The organism is Vibrio sp. Vb0304 (assembly GCF_033338995.1).
GTDB lineage: Bacteria > Pseudomonadota > Gammaproteobacteria > Enterobacterales > Vibrionaceae > Vibrio > Vibrio alginolyticus.
This window is the reverse complement of record NZ_JAWOTT010000016.1, coordinates 50,026-68,439: the sequence shown is the minus strand read 5'-3', so window position 1 is coordinate 68,439 and position 18,414 is coordinate 50,026. Positions and strand designations below refer to the sequence as shown.

Here is an 18,414-nt window from a genome sequence, read left to right as displayed (position 1 = left end):
ATCGGATGGCATTATGGCATATTGGTTATTTAAAACTGAACCAGATACCTTTTCTATTGACACGCTTCGAACCCAAAAGGTTTCATGTTGGGAGGGAGTTCGTAATTATCAGGCGCGCAATATGATGCGTGACCAAGTGAAGGTGGGCGATTTAGTCCTGATTTACCACTCTTCTTGTAAACATGTTGGCGTGGCAGGTATTGCTAAAGTTGTGAGAGAAGCCTATCCCGATCATTTCCAACTCGATCCCGAAAGCGATTATTACGATCCAAAGTCAGACCCAGACAACCCGCGTTGGATTATGGTGGATGTAGAGTTTGTACGTAAAACGGCGCGAGTGATTCCGTTGTCGGTGATGAAAGCGATGCCAGAACTTGAGAACATGCCGTTGGTGAAACGTGGAAATCGCTTGTCGATTATGCCCGTGACAGAAGAAGAATGGGACGCGATTCTTGGCAAAGAGAAGCTGCCAAGTCAGCGATAAAAGAGAAGGGCTGCGAATGTGCAGCCCTTCATTAATTAGAGTATTGAAGCTTACAGCAAGTGTTCTTGTAGGTAGTGTGCAACCGCATCTTCTGCATTGCTGCCAATTACTTCATTATTTGGTAGAGCTTTCATCACTTTTTCGTGTGATGTACCCATAACTAGCCCTTTACCTGCCATCGACAGCATTTCTACGTCATTCATGCCATCACCAAATGCTACGCAGTTTTCTAACGTGAGGTCGAGCTTTTTCGCTACCGCTTCAAGAGCATGACCTTTAGACACGCCAGCGCTCATTACTTCCAAACACCAAGGCGTTGAAAATGCGATGTTCAGCTGATCACCAAACTGCTCACGTAGTTTGTTTTCAAATACGACCAAACGTTCGTGGTCTTCTCCTGGATGAGTAAAGAAAACTTTCGCAATACCGTCAGTTGGGGCTTGGTCTTCATCAAATAAGACGTAAGTGAATTCATCGTGGAAGTCACGTAACGTTTCATCATCCTTGTTCATCAACCAGCTATCATTTTGATACATGTGAATAAGTATTTCTTGATCATGTTTGATCGTGTCGATCACGCCTTGTACCAGTTCCGCAGGGACATTCTCGCTGTACATTAGCTGATCTTCCTGGTCATGCACTCGGGCACCATTCGACGTGATCATATAAGCTGGAATGCCAACTTGGCGACGGATGCTCGCAACGTCTACGTGGTGACGGCCGGTTGCAAAGACAAAGGTATAACCCTTTTCATGCAGCGCTTTTAGCGTCTCTTTTGAGTAAGCACTGAGCTGATGGTTAGGTGCGAGTAACGTGCCATCCAGATCAGAGGCAACGATTTTGGTGATCTCTTTGCAAGGTAGCGATGTGCTCATGAAGTCCTCGTAAACGGTTTGGATAGTGTGGAACAGGTGAATTGCAAACGGAGTACAGCAGACTGACTAGATCGTACTGCTCCGAATGCGGGGGAACTTGGGCTCGTAGCACTATGCGGTTAAACACAGTGTCAAAGTAGCCAAGTTCAAGCAGTGTACGCCAAAATGAGGATGAAAAAGAGGGTAAATCGATGTGCAGACATTTCCTCTTTAATGATAGTCGTGAAATGGTCGCCTAGAGTTCTTATTGTGCTTGTTCGTTTGATGGCGATTTAGGGTCATTCATAAAGCGGAAAATCGCATCGAGAGCTTGATTACGATACTTGTCGGTCTCGAACAAGATTTCATGCTGTGCGCCTTCGATAGAAAGCAGCTCCGCGTGCGGGTTGGTTTTCCGCAATTTATCAATAAAACGCTTTTGCGCGAGATTGCTAACAATCCGATCGTTTCCGGCTTGGATTAGGATGACTGGTATTTTGACTTGGCGAGTTAATAAAAAGCACTGCTTAGCGGCCATGAGCCCTTGCCAAACCCAGCGAGTGCTTGGCCCACCGACTTGCAGTTCCGGTTTTTCCGTATATAGGTTTCGGAACCATTGGTAGCGGCCGTAACTTTGGCTAAGTGGGTTATCTTCAAAGGGCTTAGGGAAGTAGGCCTGATGTCCTGGTGCATAGCGTGGCAAAGTCGATACCGCTGACATAATTTGTGTGACCGGAATCGCTATTGGTGATAGGTACCATGGCAGGTTAATGCCAAACATGGGCGCACTTAGAATCAAACCAGTAAAAGGGTGTTCTGGGTGAGTTTGCAGGTAACGTGTGGCGATCGCGCCGCCCATAGAGTGCGCGATGATGAAGCATTGTTGATATTCGCTAAGGTCGTGTTTTTTTACGACGATGTCCATATCATCAATATAATCAGTAAAGTCATAGACGTGACCCATATCTGAGTCAGATAATAAACGATCTGATAAACCTTGACCGCGGTGGTCAAAGGAATAGACATCGAAACCTTGGCGGTAGAGATCGTAAAACAGCTCTTGGTATTTCCAGGAAGACTCAATGCGTCCATTTACGATGAGCACGGCTTTTTTATGCTCTGGGTTGGTTAGCTTGCACCAGTAAATGTTCTTTTTCTCAGTCCCTTTAACAAAGCCCTCTTGGCGAGTTTGCCAAAGTGCTGCGATCGGACCACCAATTGCTTGCTCAAATAATGTCTCTTGAGTATAAGTCAAAGGTGAATGGTTAGTCGCCATTAGTTGATTACCTGAAGATACGTTGTTTACGCGATGTATCATCGAAGAATTAGTGAGGAAATGCAATGGATACCCATGTCTGGTTAGCTTATGTAGTAACAGCAATCGTTTTTAGTTTGGCTCCGGGCTCTGGCACGGTGAACTCAATCAGTAATGGTTTGAGTTACGGTACCCGTAAATCACTGGGTGCCATTATTGGCTTACAAATTGGTTTAGTTATCCACATCACGCTGGTGGGTGCGGGTATTGGTGCGCTTGTCGCGCAGTCAGCAACCGCATTTTCTGTCATTAAATGGGGTGGTGCCGCTTATCTGGTTTGGTTGGGGATTCAGAAATGGCGCGACACAGCAAGCTTAGTTGCAGCTGAAAACCACAACGAGATGTCAGGCACGGCGCTGTTGTACAAGGCAGTGTTAATTAACCTCACCAACCCTAAATCGATTGTTTTTCTGGTGGCGTTGTTCCCGCAGTTTATTGACCCGGCAAAAGACCAAATCACGCAACTGTTGGTGCTTGGCGTCACTACGGTCGTGATTGATGCGTGTGTAATGTTGGGTTACACGAGCTTGGCAGCACAAATGGGACGCTTTATTCGCTCCGATAAAATCATGGGAAAAATAAACAAAGTATTCGGTTCAATGTTCATGGGTTGTGGTGCATTATTAGCAGCTGCAAAGTCATAAGCCATTTATAGGTCCTTCTTTAGCATGAATACAACGTATGTCGCTCGCCAGCCGATCTTTAACCAAAAAAGACAGACGCTGGGTTATGAATTGTTGTTTCGAGACGGGGAGAGTAACGCATACCCTTCACATATTGATTCAAATCGAGCGACATACCGACTGATCGTCGAAAACTTCCTATCGCTGGGTACTAACCCAGTGATTGCCTCTTCAAGATGCTTTATTAACTTTCCTCATCAAAGCTTGGTGCGACGTTTGCCGCGCAGTTTGCCGAAAAACAAAATTGTCATCGAAGTGTTGGAAACGTGCCAACCTACGGATGAGCTTCTTGATGCGATTCGTGAGTTTTATCGAGAAGGTTACTTGATCGCTTTGGATGACTTCACCCTAACACCAGAATGGCGTCGTTTTTTGCCATATGTGCATATTGTGAAGCTCGACATTATGGCGATGGGGCTCGAAAAGGCCTGTGAACTGGTCAAAACACACCTTGCCAAACGCGTCAAATACCACTTTTTAGCAGAACGTGTTGAAACCGCAGAAGAGTTTGAGCAAGCGAAAGCGGCTGGCTTTAAATTTTTCCAAGGTTATTTTTTTAGCAAGCCACTCGTCTCGCAGACTAAATACGTCAGTCCTGAGCAAGTGTTGGCATTGCAACTGTTTCGTGAAGTTTGTGCTCCTGAGCCTGACTTTACTCGTATCGAGTCCATCATTACGCAAGATGTCGCGTTGTCATATAAATTATTGCGTTTTGTAAATACGCAAGCGCCGAATTTGGCTGTCGAAATCAGCTCTTTTCGTCAGGCATTGATTTATCTTGGCCAGGATAACCTTAAGCAGTTTGTCTCTTTGGTTGTGGCATCGTATATCTCCAGTAACAAGCCTCGAGAGCTGTATCACCTTTCATTGCAACGAGCTCAATTTTGCCAATTGATGTCGCGCTATCAGCCATTCTCTCACCTCAACGAGCAAGGTTTCATGGTTGGTTTGCTGTCGATTCTAGATGCGCTGCTGGATCTTTCGGTGGAATCTTTAGTTAGGCAGTTACCGCTTAGTCATTCAGTACAACAAGCGCTATTACATCGCAAAGGGGTTTATGGTGCACTTATTTCCCTCGAAGAGTGCTATGAGCGTGCCGATTGGTCAGGGGTTGAAAAAATCACGATGCAATTGGGGTTGCCTTTAGAGGAAGTGAAGCTCTCCTTAGGTGAAGCGGCTCGCTGGAGTCAAAGCATCGCGACTGCATAATTTCTTGTCTTATCTTTTATCTCTTTGAATCTCTCTCTTTACAATCAAGCTGTTCGTTAGATGTGAAACTTTTATGACGATGGACGGTTTCCTCTTGACGATATATCTTAATTAAATAAACATATACGCATATCCATATATAGGTATGTTCATTATGCTTCCACATCAGTTTTTTAAGCTGTTATCCGATGAAACACGCGTACGTTGTTTAATGCTCGTGGCCCGTGAAGGTGAAACTTGCGTTGGCGATTTGGCGTTTGCTCTACAAGAGAGCCAGCCGAAAGTTTCTCGTCATCTTGCTCAGTTACGATCCAGTGGCATCTTGGTGGATAAACGCCAAGGGCAATGGGTGTATTACGAGTTATCACAGCAATTACCAGGTTGGATGCGAAAGTTAATTGAAGACTTAGTGGCATCAAACTGTTTGAAGCAGGAATACCAAGACGACATCACACGCTTACACGATAAAAGTCGTGAGGCTTGCTGTTAACAGCGAATAGAGATTCAAGGTAGAAGATTAGAGGGTAAAACTATGACAATTAAAGTAGGAATTAATGGCTTTGGCCGAATTGGTCGCTTAGCGCTGCGAGCGGCATTTGATTGGCCAGAATTGGAGTTTGTGTTAATCAACGATGTCGCAGGTGACGCCGCTACGCTTGGTCACTTATTAGAATTCGATTCAGTGCAAGGTCGTTGGCATCATGGAGTTCAGGTCGAAGGCAGTGAGCTCGTCATCAACGGCAAGCGTGTCGCCACGACTCAACAACGCGATATCGATGCGGTGAACTGGTCTGATTGTGATGTTGTGATTGAAGCGACAGGCGTACATCGCAAAACATCATTCCTGAATAAATACCTAGAGCAAGGCGTGAAACGTGTCGTGGTAAGCGCACCTGTGAAAGAAGAAGGTATCGCGAACATTGTGGTGGGCGTGAACGACCATATTTTCGACCCTGAAAAACATCGTATCGTGACAGCGGCTTCGTGTACGACTAACTGTATCGCACCTGTGGTTAAAGTCATTCATGAGAAATTGGGTATCGAACAATCTTCTTTTACGACCATTCACGACCTGACGAATACGCAAACTATTTTGGATGCGCCACACAAAGATCTACGCCGTGCAAGAGCATGCGGCATGAGCCTTATCCCAACCACTACGGGTAGCGCGAAGGCGATTGTCGAAATTTTCCCAGAATTAAAAGACAAAATTAATGGTCATGCGGTTCGCGTACCTCTAGCAAACGCATCGTTAACAGACATCATTTTTGATGTGAAGCGTGATACCACGGCAGAAGAAGTGAATGCACTGTTAAAAGAAGCATCTGAAGGTGATTTGAAAGGCATCCTTGGCTTCGAAGAGCGTCCTTTAGTTTCTATCGATTATAAAGGCGACCAACGTTCAACCATCGTTGATGCGCAATCAACCATGGTTGTGGGTTCTCGTATGGTTAAGATTTACGCTTGGTACGATAACGAAATGGGTTATGCAACGCGCACAGCAGAGCTGGTTCGTAACGTTGGTTTGGCTTAAAAGGGGGTCACAATGTCTCATCCTACATGGCAATTAGATTTGGACTCCGGTGCTTTAATCTTAACACCGTGCCCAGGAACGAAAGGTGTCGATTTGCATGCGTCGTTAGAACAGTTGAAAGAGCAGGGTGTTCAAGCGGTCGTTACTGCATTAGATGATAGTGAATTAGCTGCGAAGAATGTCTCTGCATTGGGTGAAGCCACTCAGCAACTGGGAATGAAATGGTTCCAGATCGAGATTGAAGACGACTGCGCACCAAATGAAGAGTTTGCGACGAAGTGGCAACAAGCCAGTCCGGAACTGCACGCGATTCTTGCTCAAGGTGGCAAAGTTGCGATGCATTGCATGGGTGGTTCGGGGCGCACAGGTTTGTTCGCTGCTCACCTACTCCTAGAAAAGGAATGGCAGTTAGAAGATATCGTGCGAGAAGTGCAGGCATTGCGCCCTGGTGCATTTACAAAACCTGTGCAAGTTGAGTACATCGAACGCGTGGCTCAAGACGCTTGATCAGCTTAAATAGCTTTTGGTTCATTATGATCCAAAAGCTAAATTCGAGCTTCTTCAGGATACGACTGTTTACAAAAAAAGCCATTAATATTAACTAATGCATTGTTTTTAAGTTGTATTTTGCTTTTTATTGATGTTGGGGCATTTTTTGAAAATCACAGCAACATTGTATTGGTCAATGTTGCTGTACAGGTTAGGAAGTATTTAGAACATGATGATCTAAATGCTTCTATCGCTGTACATATGAGGTCAATATGATTTCTCAATTAAGCAAAAGTATTCGTCAGTACATGTTAGTGACGTTTAACTATTGGAACTTTACGGTGACCGATGGCGCACTGCGTATGCTGGTGGTGCTCTATTTTCATGACTTAGGTTATTCCACGTTAGCTATTGCCTCACTGTTCCTTTTCTATGAATTTTTTGGTGTGGTGACAAACCTAGTTGGTGGTTGGCTGGGCGCAAGGTTAGGCCTTAATAAAACCATGAACATTGGTTTAGCGATGCAAGTGTTTGCGTTGTTGATGCTCGCAGTACCAAATGCATGGCTGACCATTCCTTGGGTGATGGCAGCGCAAGCTCTGTCGGGGATTGCCAAAGATCTGAACAAAATGAGTGCTAAGAGCGCGATTAAAACGCTAGTACCAGACGAGCAGCAAGGGGCGCTCTACAAATGGGTAGCGATTTTGACTGGCTCGAAGAATGCACTCAAAGGAGCGGGCTTTTTTGTTGGTGGCTTGCTGCTGTCTTGGGTGGGTTTTCAAAACTCGATGTTTATTATGGCGGGTGTACTTACATTAGTGTTTATTTGCAGCATGATCTGGCTAGAAGCGGACATGGGTAAAGCAAAGAGTAAACCTAAGTTTCGCCAAATATTCTCCAAGTCTGAATCGATAAACATTTTATCCGCAGCTCGCATGTTCTTGTTTGGGGCGCGTGATGTGTGGTTTGTGGTCGCTCTGCCTATTTATCTTGGTAGCGTGTTTGGCTGGGATCACTTGTGGGTTGGTAGCTTTCTCGCAGCGTGGGTTATTGCTTATGGGTTTGTGCAAGGCTTTGCGCCGCGTATTACTGGCAAAGCGCAAGGTCGTGTGCCTGATGGTAGTGCAGCATTGGTGTGGGCAGGAATCCTAGCGTTAATTACGGCTGGTATTGCTTATGGTGTGCAAATCGGTTGGCAGCCTGAATTGGTGATTGTGGTAGGTTTGATGATTTTTGGCGCTGTGTTTGCCATTAACTCTTCGCTGCACTCGTACTTGATAGTGAGCTACGCTAAAGGCGATGGCGTCTCGTTGGATGTCGGTTTTTACTACATGGCCAATGCGATGGGACGTTTGATTGGCACGGTATTATCGGGTTGGATCTACCAAGAGGCTGGTCTTGCGGCGTGCTTATGGGTTTCTTTTGCTTTCTTGGCACTGACGACGCTGATTTCAATTAAGTTGCCAAAAGCTGATGTTGCTACTGCGTAACTATCCCCAGTATCGCTATCTGTAGATGGTATAAATGGCTCCAAATCGGAGCCATTTTTGTTTCTTATGCGCCGTTTGCTGTAATCAGATTGTGTCGGTTTGGCATGGAGAGTGAATACTGATGCTTGGTTTTTGGTTCTCGTTAAGTGATTAGAGTGGTGATGAAATCCCCGTTGTAGGTCATTGTTGAGTTAAAAATAAGCAAAAACAGATTGTTAACCATTTCACTGGTTGAGATTTACCCTATGCTATAAACGATAAGCGACTCAAAGTAGGGAAAGGTATGAGAGAAAGGGTTCTGTTTTTTGATTTATTGCGCTGCTTCGCAGCGGTAGCAGTGATCGCCATTCACGTCTTGGCACCGTATCGAAATGAGTTAGGAGTGATTCCATTTGACCAATGGCTGACAGCGGTAGGCGTGAATAGCGTAACCCGCTGGGCAGTGCCAGTTTTTATTTTGATCACCGGAGCGCTAATGCTCAGTGACACTCGACCATTTGACGGTAAGTATTATATCAAAAGGCGTTTGGGCAAAGTTTTAGTTCCATTTCTTATTTGGTCGATGTTTTATGCATACCTTTCAGGTTGGACTTCTCAAGGCTTTGATTTTGAAACCGTAAAAGAGGTATTAAGCAATAGCCCATTCCACGCAACGTATTACCATCTCGGCTTTTTCTATTACTTTATACCACTGTATTTTGTGATTCCGCTGTTTCAATGGATGGTACGCAACGTGGATGACAATGTCTTGTATACCTATCTCGCATTTTGGCTTTTCACCAGCACACTGTTCTTGTTCAAGATTGATGGCCCTTGGAGTAATCAGATGTGGCTTTATATGGGTTACCTTCCACTGGGGTATGTTTTATTTCAAAAGGTACCTTTGAATCGCTCTATGGTGACCTTATTTGTTGGGCTAGGGCTCGTGGCGTTGGCAGTGACCTTTACGATGGTTGTGACAAATAGCTTAGAGGCGGAGAAGTATACGGTTGGGCGCTGGCTCTCTTATAAAACACTGAATGTGATTCTAGCGGCTTCGATGATTTTTATGATCGGGCGTTACTTTGGTGAAGGCTTATCACCAAAAGTACAAAAAGTGGTTAGTGTGATCAGTCAGCACAGCTTAGGGATTTACTTACTTCACCCTATTTTCTTATGGCCGATGAAAGAGTTCGGTTGGTACACAGGACATCCTGCGTGGGTGATTCCAGTCTGGATCGTTCTAAGTGGAGCTGGAGCCTTGGCGATGAGCTATCTCTTTTCTCGTTCTGCCAAGACTCGTTGGTTACTGCCTTAACGTTTGATAGCGAAGTGAAGGAACTTGTTGCCGCGATAGGTCAGTGTTCCCTTATCTCCAGGGTTGAGTGCATGGTAGTAATGCACTCCAATTTGGAATTCACGCTTTGGACCGATAGAACCACGTTGAACGTAAATCCAATACTCTTGATCGTCTTGACCTGGTGGTGCGTTTGGTATGTCTATCGCTTGTTTATCTAAAACCGTTACCTGCGCGCTTTGCTCTGGAGCGTCTTCGCCCACATAGTGCTTACTATAAAAACGGAAAAACACCCACGCGCCCAAGGCAATAAGGGCGAATAGGGCGACAATAAGTGAGATTGGCATATTAACCTCCAATGTTTTATCGGGTCCCATTCTACAGAACTCGCTGACGAAACGATGAGTTGAGGTAGCTTATTCATAATCTAATGAAAGGGATATGGAGATTATTCGGCGCACTTCACGATTTATCTTAATGATGCACGATGAAATCGTCGCTTCATCTGCAAGCGAAGTCACTAAAGCTGAACGAAGCGGCTTTCACTTGTTAGGCTATATGAGCTCAAGGGCACAAATTGAAAGTAAAATTGCACTTAACGGCTCGAAAAAGCTCTAAATTTATAGAAGAATAAAAATAATGAACATAGGAAGGGTCTGGTAAGGAGGGTTACGATGTCAGATATTGAAAAAGTAGTCATGCGTACCCGAACGATCGAAAAACTTTTGCGTACTCAGTACCATGCAGAAGGGAAAGGGTTGCACCAACTTATTAATAGTTGTGAAGAACGTTTACCGCATGACGTGATAGCAAAGCTTCGATTCATCGCAACCGTGCGTAACAAAGTGGTGCACGAAGACGATTACAAGCTGGATGATCGTAAAGGCTTTATGGCGGCATGTGATGCTTGTGAAAAAGAGCTGACACCAAGAAGCTCTCGCTTTATTTGGCGTACAGCAATTTTGCTAATGACGTTGATTACGCTGGCCGCTCTTGGTTTCTACTATATGCACTGGGATATTTTGTCTAAGCACATTCAGTAGAGCTATACAGATAAATAAAAAAGGACGCATTTGCGTCCTTTTTTATTTTAAATCATTGGGTTAGTACATCATTGGCAGTGTCATTAAACCCACAACCACTGCAATCATAACCAGCCCTTGTTTTTGAGAAGATGAAATCATAACACTACCCCTTAATCTTTGATGAACTCGATGAATTTAATATAGCACTGTTTTTGGGGTTTGATCAACATATGCTCGTTAATCTTTTCAAAAACCACACTTAACTTGTCTGGTTTTACGTGATTCTGACTAATGAAACTATGTTTTTTGTGCTGTATTTAAAGTGTTCACATTGTTTTATTTCTATCCTTTTTTGTTTTAAGTGTATGATTTTATAATGTTAAATGGTTTGTGATGTTGGCTTTGTAATTGTTTTTTGTTTCGAGTGGTATGTTGGGTGTTTATTTTGTCTGTATTTCTCAAAAATTGAGAAAATTAAAAAATGTGCTATGAGGTTGCATCGTCAAATCGAAAGCATGGAGTGAGATTTTCTTACCTTATGAGAAAATATGGGCTTCAAAAGTGTTTAGTGATTCTATGGTTTATGAAGTCCGCACTTTTATCTGTTATTGAAATTATGGTTTTATTTATCATTGACTTACTTTTCTTGTCTGATGTTTTTTTTACTGAATTAAGGTCGGTTTTCTTAGTTTTTACCCCTAGTCATCAGTGGTTTCTCCTCTCTTAGAGCGCTACTAAGACTATTTTCTATTTTGTGTCTGTTATTTATTCTTGTTGCCTGCATTACATACATCCTGGTGGTTTAATCGTCAGTTTGTGAAATGGCGGCTTACCTGGAGCACTTATCTGTTTTTCAGTTAAATAGTTTTAGAAAGCGTTGGTTATTGTGTCGTGTGATTTGATGGGTTCGGCTGATGAGCAAAGCTTGGCCCCAATGTTTAGTGGCATCATTCAGGCTCATCGGCTTTATTATTACGTAGGCTGAGGGTTACAAAATGTTTCGAATCGCTAGCGAGATCCAACTTTCGTAGATTGTGTCTTTACATCAAAACTGGTCTACCTAGACTAGCGGCGAGTTTAAGTAAAAGGTGTATACTGCATGTGGAGTTGGCTGGCGATAGGGCTATCAGGTGTGTATTCCGTGTTGGGAGCAAAGCAAGCTAACCCGACACAATCCCTCGTGTTTAAAATCTTTACTCTGCTACTTCTTCTTGTGTTGGTGTTAACTCAAGGTGCATCCGCAACATATACCTACTGGATTGCGGGTGGGCTGATTGTGTCTATGGTGGCAGATACGCTGCACTCGTTTAAAACTCGTAAGCTAATCTATTTTACGGCTTATCTGGTTGCCCAGGTATGCTACAGCAAGTCATTTTGGGTGCAGCTTAATGGTGAGATTGTCTGGTGGCTGTTGGCCCTGCTGCTTGCAGCGAGTATCGTGGCGTTCTTTTTGTTGCTGCCTCAACTCGACTCTCTGGTATTCCCTGTTGTGATCATGGGGATGATGCTGGTTCAACTTGCTTGGGCAGCCGGTGAAGTTTGGTTACAAGTGCCGAGTTACGCCAATGCTATCGGCTTTAGCGGAACCTTAGTTTTGATCTATTCGGCGCTGGCATACGCGATACACGGTTATCGAAAACCGATGAAACACGCCTATTTGTGGGTGAGTGGCAGTTACTTTTTTGCTCATGCCCTCATTGTTGCCTCAATCATTTACTAATTTAAGTCAAAGCAGCTCTTGAGGATTTCAGTAGACTGAACGCATTGTTCTTAATAACTGGAGTCAATAATGAGTGAAATCCATGCTCACGAGCTGCTAAACCTACTTAGAGAAACACCAATGGATCGCGAAGCCCTCACACAGCACTTTGGTGCTAGCGTTCGCTTTCACACCTGTAAACTGAATGATCTAGACTTAGATGCATTACTAGCATTTTTGCTCAAGCGCGACAAAATTCGTGAGCTTGAAGGTAAGTTTGTGGTCAATATGGCGCGAGTTTGCAATCACTAAACGGCGGCTAAGATCGAGGGTGACTATGGTGTTTTCGCCCTCAGTCATATACTCATGTTGTCAGTTTGCTATACACTGGCCGCCATTTTTTAGGTGAGGCCAGAATATGGACATTCTTTCTGCAGCGACCATGCTGTTTCTAATCATGGACCCTCTCGGTAACTTGCCGATTGTGTTGTCTATTCTCAAACATATCGATCCCAAGCGTCGTCGTAAGGTATTGATTCGTGAACTACTGTTTGCCTTACTGATTTTGATGTTGTTTCTGTTTGCAGGACAAAGCATCTTAAGTTTTTTGCATGTCCAGCCAGAAACGCTCAGCATTTCAGGTGGCATTATTCTCTTCATTATTGCGATTAAGATGATTTTCCCGAGTGCTGGCAGCATCACTGGACTGGCAGCAGGCGAGGAGCCCTTTATTGTTCCGATGGCCATTCCTATGATCGCGGGCCCTTCAGTGATTGCAGCCTTGCTTTTACTGTCTTCGCAACATCCAGAGAAAATGTTGGAAATGTCAGCATCAGTCGTAATTGCGTGGGGCGCAACATTTTTTATACTGATGTTTTATGGCTTCTTTAATCGCTTGTTGGGTGAACGTGGCTTGAAGGCGGTAGAACGCTTAATGGGCTTGTTACTGGTGATGATCTCCACTCAAATGTTCTTGGATGGTGTAAAAAGTTACATTGGGTGACGAACGAAACGCAGAAAAAAAGCCGCTCACAAGAGCGGCTTTTTCGTATCTGAGCGATTACATCATGTGTTTACGACGAATATCGAGTAGGGCAAAAATACCAAAAATCAGGATTGAATATTTTTCCCAACTGCTCATTTTTATTTTGTCGCCAAATGCACCAATGAAGATGGCCATTTGTAAACCGTGCATGATGAACAAAAAAGCGGTCATGATGTATAGCGCAATCGCGGCATTGCCGGGAAAGGGCATAAAAATATTTAGGATTAATACTAACCAAACAAAGGCGATAGCCGCTTTGGCCAGCATAATTAGTGCTTTCATTTAAGTATCCTTTTAAATCGAGGCGTTATGCGGAGGTACGTTCGTACAGACGATAGCTCACTTGGCCTGCTGTTTTTTCTCGATGTAATTGCCAGTTTTCTGGTAAGTCGGCAATATTGAGTTCTTTTTCTGTTTCAATATAAATCATCGCATCTTCCGCGAGCCAGCCATTTTGTTCTAGCAGAGCCACGGTCTCATCCAATAGACCTTTGCGAAACGGTGGGTCAATAAACACCACATGGTGAGCAGAACCCGGTTGCTTCAAAAAACTCAGTGCGTCGGTATTTACCACTTGGATGTTGTTCGCGTTAAGAGAGGCAACATTCTTTTGTAACTGTTGGAAAGCTTGTGGGTTTAGCTCAACCATGGTCACTTGCTCTGCTTGGCGCGAAGCTGACTCAAATCCCAAGCCGCCAGAGCCAGCAAACAAGTCGAGACATTTTGCCTGTGGTACATCTTGAGCTAACCAGTTAAACAGCGTTTCTTTGACGCGATCTGTCGTGGGGCGTAAGCCTTCAGCATCGTGTACAGGAAGTTTTCTGCCTCTCCATAAGCCACTAATAATGCGAACAAAGCCCGTTGTTGGCTTTTTTTGTGATGAGTTTTGCTGGCGACGTCTTACCATAGATTTTTTGACCGCTAATAAAGTGATACTATATCTAATCGCCCAAGCAATGAGCTTGGAGCTTGGATACAGCCCAGAATATTCAAGATGACAGAGTGTAACACTAATAAGATTAGAATTACCTAATCGGAAAGTTTTCAGAACTTTGTCATTAGCCTTTTTTAGACAGATAATAATCTTGTCAAAAAAGAGTCATTAATAGATAAAAGAACAATCTAGGATAGCCCCAGATGACGGAAAAAAAGAAGCGCGGATTACTTTCGTGGCTAGGTTTTGGTGACGAAGAGCAAAGCCCAAAACCAAAAACTGAAGAAACAGTAAAAGAAGAAGCAGTGGAAGCGCCTTCTGAAGAGCAGCAAACCGAAGCGGTTGCTGAGCAAGCGGAAGCAACGCCAGAACTTGAAGAAGAAGCGAAACAATCAGAGGCTGCCCCAGCAGAAGCAGAAGCAGAAGCAGAAGCAGAAGCAGAAGCAGAAGCAGAAGCAGAAGCAGAAGAGCCAGAAGTCGTATCGGCCGCGCCTCGTGTTCAAGAACAAGAAAAGCCAACAGAAAGCTTTTTTGCTCGTCTTAAACGCAGCCTAAGCCGAACAAAAGCAAATATTGGTGCTGGCTTCTTCGGTTTGTTCAGCGGTAAGAAAATCGATGAAGACTTATTTGAAGAGCTAGAAGAGCAACTGCTTATTGCTGATGTGGGCATGAATACCACAACAAAAATTATCAACAACCTGACAGAAAAAGCCACACGTGGCGATCTGAAAGACGGCGAAGCCCTTTATGGTTTGTTGAAAGAAGAAATGGCTGAGATTCTTTCTAAAGTCGAACAGCCACTAGAAATCGATAGCAACAAAACGCCTTACGTCATCTTGATGGTGGGTGTAAATGGCGTGGGTAAAACCACGACCATCGGTAAGCTAGCGAAGCAGTTCCAAACTCAAGGCAAAAAAGTGATGCTTGCAGCGGGAGATACTTTCCGTGCCGCAGCGGTTGAGCAGCTACAAGTGTGGGGTGAACGTAATAATGTTCCTGTGATTGCTCAACATACTGGCGCAGACAGTGCCTCTGTTATCTATGATGCGATTGAAGCGGCAAAAGCACGTGGTGTGGATGTGGTGATTGCTGATACAGCAGGTCGTCTACAGAACAAAGCGAACCTAATGGAAGAGCTGCGTAAGATTGTACGTGTGATGAAGAAAATTGATGACTCTGCACCACATGAGATCATGCTAACGCTTGATGCAGGTACAGGACAAAATGCCATTAGCCAAGCGAAACTTTTCAGTGATGTTGCCCCTCTAACCGGGATTACTTTGACTAAGTTGGATGGTACAGCCAAGGGCGGCGTAATTTTCGCTATTGCTGATCAGTTCGGTATTCCAATTCGTTACATTGGTGTGGGTGAAGGTATCGAAGACTTGCGTCCATTTGAAACTCAAGAGTTTATTGACGCACTGTTTAGTCGTGAAGAATAAAAAGAGTTAGAGGAAATCAACGGTGATCAAATTTCAGCAAGTAAGCAAAGCTTACCGAGGTGGTCGACAAGCACTGCAAAAAGTCGATTTTCACCTGAGGCGCGGTGAAATGGCGTTTTTAGGCGGACATTCCGGGGCTGGTAAAAGTACCTTGCTGAAATTGATCTGCGCGATAGAGCGACCAACCGATGGCAAAATCCATTTTAATGGCCACGACATCACGCGTATTCCAGGCAAAGACATCCCTTTTTTGCGCCGCAATATTGGGATTGTTTTTCAAGATCATCGCCTATTGATGGATCGCAGTGTGTACGACAATGTCGCTCTGCCAATGCGTATCGAATCGATTTCTGAAAACGAAATCAAACGCCGTGTTTCTGCGGCGTTAGATAAAACGGGCTTACTCGATAAAGCTCGTTGTCTACCTAGTCAACTTTCTGGTGGTGAACAACAGCGCGTCGGTATTGCCCGTGCTGTGGTTAATCGACCAACGTTGCTGGTGGCTGATGAGCCTACGGGTAACCTTGACCCAGAATTATCCAACCGTGTGTTGCGTCTATTCGAAGAATTTAACCGTGCGGGCGTGACTATCCTACTTGCCACGCACGATGTGGGGTTAGTAAACACTCGCCCACAGTATCGTCATTTTGAATTGAACCAAGGCTTCCTAAGTGAGGTAGAAGACTATGGCAGGTAACAAGCACTCCCAAAAGAAGGGGAAAGGCCGCAGTGCCAAGCGTGCGAATACCGATGGTTTTTTCTCTGTCCATGCAAAACAAGCTAAATCCTCTTTTAGCGCCTTATGGCAACGACCACTAGGCAACATTCTGACCCTAGCGGTCATCTCCATGGCACTTGCCATGCCAGCTTGTTTGTATCTATTGGGGAAAAACGTTGCGGGGGCAGCGGAAGATGTCGCTTCTCCTTCACAAGTTAGTGCTTACTTAGTTGAAGGCATGCCGGATGCACGAGTGATGGTTCTCAAAGATCAAATTGAAACTTGGCCTTTGGTAAAAGAGGTAGAATATATTTCACCGCAACAAGGTCTATCTGATTTAAGCCAATATGCAGGGTTCGACCAAGCTATCAGCCTTTTAAGTGGCTATGCGCTACCTGGTGTGTTGGTGATTACGCCAGATTCGGAGCTAAAAAGTGATATTCAGTCATTAGCCAAAGACGTTCGAGAGCAACAAGATGTGACCGACGTGAGACTTGACGAAGACTGGCTGGCGCGTCTTGATGCCATCAAAACTCTCGCGAGTATTATTGTCATTACCCTGACAGTGCTGATGCTCGGTGCGGTATTTTTAATCGTTGGCAATACATTGCGATTTAATGTGCTGGCGAATAAAGAAGAGATTCAAACCATGAAACTGATCGGTGCGACGGACAGTTTTATTCTGCGCCCTTACTTGTACACAGGTATGTGGTTTGGCGTGTTAGGTGCCACTATTGCGTGGTTGGTAACGGCTTTAGTGACCATTGTCATGAATAGTGCGGTGGAAGACCTTGCTGCGTTGTACGATAGCCAGTTCCGCCTGATTGGTCTAAGTTGGGATGAATCTTTGTTATTAATCATCATTGGGAGTCTTTTGGGATGTATTGCGGCGCGTTTTTCTGCGCAACGACATTTAAAAGAAATTGAACCAGTTTAAGTGATGGCGGTCTTATTACTTGGATTTCATTAGCACTAGCTAATTTTGAACCCTTGCTTAGACCAAATGTTTATGGATAATTGCTTCCCCTTCTTGAAACTTGTTCATTTTGAGTTCAAGATATCGAAGCTAAATTGCAATGTAATGCTCCAGATCAGAGATTGATGAGGAATTGAATGACAAAAGAAGCGTATCCGATGGCTCTAGTCACGCAAGATAGCCTTGATAGCTATATTCGCTCAGTAAACAGCTACCCAATGCTGACTGCAGACGAAGAGCGTGAGCTGGCAGAACGATTACACTATAAAGGTGAGATTGAGGCTGCAAAAGGTCTAATTCTTTCGCACCTACGATTCGTTGTTCACGTTGCTCGTGGTTACTCTGGCTACGGTTTGCCAATGGCGGATCTTGTGCAAGAGGGTAACATCGGTCTAATGAAAGCCGTTAAGCGTTTTAACCCAGAAGTAGGGGTTCGCTTGGTTTCTTTTGCTGTCCACTGGATCAAAGCAGAGATCCACGAATACGTGCTACGTAACTGGCGTATCGTGAAAATTGCGACCACTAAAGCGCAACGTAAATTGTTCTTCAACCTGCGTAAGTCGAAAAAGCGCTTGGGTTGGTTTAACAACGGTGAAGTGGAAACCGTTGCGCGCGAGTTAGGTGTTGAGCCTTCTGAAGTTCGCGAGATGGAATCACGCTTAGCGGCGGTGGATTCAACCTTTGATATGCCAACTGATGAAGACGACAGCTCAAACGCTTACACAGCGCCGATGCTATACCTAGAAGACAAATCGTCTGATGTGGCCGACAACATTGAAGCCGCCAACTGGGAAATGCATACCAACAATCGCTTGGGTCATGCATTAGCGAGTTTGGATGAGCGTAGTCAGCGCATCGTGCGTTCTCGTTGGTTAGATGATGAGAAAGCAACATTGCAAGACTTAGCTGATGAGTTCGGTGTTTCTGCCGAGCGTATTCGCCAGCTAGAAAAAAATGCAATGAAGAAACTAAAATTGGCTGTGGGTGAATTTTAATTTCCACTGCTAATTGAAAGTAAGATTTTCATAGAAAGCCGAGATCATGTGATCTCGGCTTTTTTATTGTCGATCGAAAATCGATAGCGTTTGCGATCCGGATTTTATGTGCTACCTGTGTATAACTCTGTGAAGTAATTATTTATCAACTGTTCGAAACCCGGACAAAATAAGGGATTCAAGCACTTTTCCATCTGGGGATAGTTATAGATATACACACAGTTAGATCAGGATCATCACTACATA

General features: G+C 44.4%; 21 protein-coding genes. 16 read left to right on the top strand and 5 right to left on the bottom strand.

The genetic code is table 11. The annotated features are described in order from the left end of the window. Positions 1–13 precede the first annotated feature (13 nt). Positions 14–484, top strand: a complete 471-nt coding sequence (locus R7P35_RS17525) for an EVE domain-containing protein (protein WP_318092410.1) — start codon at positions 14–16, stop codon at positions 482–484. Between the two features lie 50 nt (positions 485–534). On the opposite strand, the gene R7P35_RS17520 is transcribed toward R7P35_RS17525, so the two are convergent. Further along, on the bottom strand, positions 535–1,359 hold the full coding sequence (locus R7P35_RS17520) for a Cof-type HAD-IIB family hydrolase (protein ID WP_053350823.1): 825 nt from the start codon (positions 1,357–1,359) through the stop codon (positions 535–537). 244 nt (positions 1,360–1,603) lie between these two features. After that, positions 1,604–2,614 (bottom strand): alpha/beta fold hydrolase, encoded by a 1,011-nt coding sequence (locus R7P35_RS17515; RefSeq protein ID WP_005378733.1) that lies wholly within the window; start codon positions 2,612–2,614, stop codon positions 1,604–1,606. A gap of 65 nt (positions 2,615–2,679) precedes the next feature. Here R7P35_RS17515 and rhtB point away from each other — a divergent pair, with 65 nt between their 5' ends. The 7 genes from rhtB (at position 2,680) to R7P35_RS17480 (ending at position 9,355) form a co-directional block, all read left to right on the top strand. Continuing rightward, complete coding sequence (rhtB, locus tag R7P35_RS17510; protein WP_222716965.1) at positions 2,680–3,297, top strand: homoserine/homoserine lactone efflux protein; 618 nt, start codon at positions 2,680–2,682, stop codon at positions 3,295–3,297. Positions 3,298–3,321: 24 nt separating this feature from the next. Further along, positions 3,322–4,545, top strand: a complete 1,224-nt coding sequence (locus R7P35_RS17505; RefSeq protein ID WP_318092407.1) for an EAL and HDOD domain-containing protein — start codon at positions 3,322–3,324, stop codon at positions 4,543–4,545. Between the two features lie 154 nt (positions 4,546–4,699). Continuing rightward, positions 4,700–5,035, top strand: coding sequence for a metalloregulator ArsR/SmtB family transcription factor (locus tag R7P35_RS17500; protein WP_005378730.1), 336 nt, complete (start codon positions 4,700–4,702; stop codon positions 5,033–5,035). A 42-nt stretch (positions 5,036–5,077) separates the two neighbouring features. Beyond that, the gene (locus R7P35_RS17495; protein WP_005383630.1) at positions 5,078–6,079 is read left to right on the top strand and encodes an ArsJ-associated glyceraldehyde-3-phosphate dehydrogenase; all 1,002 of its coding nucleotides are present in this window, start codon (positions 5,078–5,080) and stop codon (positions 6,077–6,079) included. A gap of 12 nt (positions 6,080–6,091) precedes the next feature. Continuing rightward, complete coding sequence (locus tag R7P35_RS17490; RefSeq protein ID WP_005383629.1) at positions 6,092–6,586, top strand: cyclin-dependent kinase inhibitor 3 family protein; 495 nt, start codon at positions 6,092–6,094, stop codon at positions 6,584–6,586. Positions 6,587–6,840: 254 nt separating this feature from the next. Continuing rightward, positions 6,841–8,058 (top strand): organoarsenical effux MFS transporter ArsJ, encoded by a 1,218-nt coding sequence (gene arsJ / locus R7P35_RS17485; protein ID WP_054579686.1) that lies wholly within the window; start codon positions 6,841–6,843, stop codon positions 8,056–8,058. 283 nt (positions 8,059–8,341) lie between these two features. Continuing rightward, positions 8,342–9,355: an acyltransferase gene (locus R7P35_RS17480; RefSeq protein ID WP_017636080.1), complete on the top strand. Its 1,014-nt coding sequence runs from the start codon at positions 8,342–8,344 to the stop codon at positions 9,353–9,355. Here R7P35_RS17480 and R7P35_RS17475 read toward each other — a convergent pair. Beyond that, positions 9,352–9,681, bottom strand: a complete 330-nt coding sequence (locus R7P35_RS17475; RefSeq protein WP_005389668.1) for a DUF2500 domain-containing protein — start codon at positions 9,679–9,681, stop codon at positions 9,352–9,354. The two genes, R7P35_RS17480 and R7P35_RS17475, sit on opposite strands and share 4 nt — an antisense overlap. A 327-nt stretch (positions 9,682–10,008) precedes the next feature. Here R7P35_RS17475 and R7P35_RS17470 point away from each other — a divergent pair, with 327 nt between their 5' ends. The 4 genes from R7P35_RS17470 (at position 10,009) to R7P35_RS17455 (ending at position 13,061) form a co-directional block, all read left to right on the top strand. Further along, positions 10,009–10,377: a hypothetical protein gene (locus tag R7P35_RS17470; protein WP_005378717.1), complete on the top strand. Its 369-nt coding sequence runs from the start codon at positions 10,009–10,011 to the stop codon at positions 10,375–10,377. Between the two features lie 1,081 nt (positions 10,378–11,458). Beyond that, on the top strand, positions 11,459–12,079 hold the full coding sequence (locus tag R7P35_RS17465; protein WP_005389670.1) for a lysoplasmalogenase: 621 nt from the start codon (positions 11,459–11,461) through the stop codon (positions 12,077–12,079). Between the two features lie 69 nt (positions 12,080–12,148). Further along, positions 12,149–12,370 carry a YecH family metal-binding protein gene (locus R7P35_RS17460; RefSeq protein ID WP_005378711.1) on the top strand — a complete coding sequence of 74 codons (222 nt, stop codon included), beginning with the start codon at positions 12,149–12,151 and terminating at the stop codon, positions 12,368–12,370. 106 nt (positions 12,371–12,476) lie between these two features. After that, positions 12,477–13,061: a YhgN family NAAT transporter gene (locus R7P35_RS17455; RefSeq protein ID WP_005389671.1), complete on the top strand. Its 585-nt coding sequence runs from the start codon at positions 12,477–12,479 to the stop codon at positions 13,059–13,061. A 57-nt stretch (positions 13,062–13,118) separates the two neighbouring features. On the opposite strand, the gene R7P35_RS17450 is transcribed toward R7P35_RS17455, so the two are convergent. Both R7P35_RS17450 and rsmD read right to left on the bottom strand, forming a co-directional pair. Continuing rightward, complete coding sequence (locus tag R7P35_RS17450) at positions 13,119–13,385, bottom strand: DUF1145 domain-containing protein (RefSeq protein ID WP_005378704.1); 267 nt, start codon at positions 13,383–13,385, stop codon at positions 13,119–13,121. A 25-nt stretch (positions 13,386–13,410) separates the two neighbouring features. Further along, complete coding sequence (gene rsmD / locus R7P35_RS17445; RefSeq protein WP_005378702.1) at positions 13,411–14,010, bottom strand: 16S rRNA (guanine(966)-N(2))-methyltransferase RsmD; 600 nt, start codon at positions 14,008–14,010, stop codon at positions 13,411–13,413. A gap of 230 nt (positions 14,011–14,240) precedes the next feature. On the opposite strand from rsmD, the gene ftsY reads away from it, so the two are divergent. The 4 genes from ftsY to rpoH all read left to right on the top strand — a co-directional run bounded on the left by ftsY (position 14,241) and on the right by rpoH (position 18,168). Next, a complete protein-coding gene (gene ftsY, locus R7P35_RS17440; RefSeq protein ID WP_086047095.1) occupies positions 14,241–15,479 on the top strand; it encodes a signal recognition particle-docking protein FtsY in 1,239 nt (412 codons plus the stop codon). A gap of 22 nt (positions 15,480–15,501) precedes the next feature. Continuing rightward, positions 15,502–16,176, top strand: a complete 675-nt coding sequence (gene ftsE, locus R7P35_RS17435) for a cell division ATP-binding protein FtsE (protein ID WP_005378697.1) — start codon at positions 15,502–15,504, stop codon at positions 16,174–16,176. Beyond that, positions 16,166–17,134: a permease-like cell division protein FtsX gene (gene ftsX / locus R7P35_RS17430; protein ID WP_005378695.1), complete on the top strand. Its 969-nt coding sequence runs from the start codon at positions 16,166–16,168 to the stop codon at positions 17,132–17,134. Before ftsE ends, ftsX begins: the two co-directional genes overlap by 11 nt. Positions 17,135–17,310: 176 nt before the next feature. Next, complete coding sequence (gene rpoH / locus R7P35_RS17425) at positions 17,311–18,168, top strand: RNA polymerase sigma factor RpoH (RefSeq protein WP_005378693.1); 858 nt, start codon at positions 17,311–17,313, stop codon at positions 18,166–18,168. Positions 18,169–18,414 lie beyond the last annotated feature (246 nt).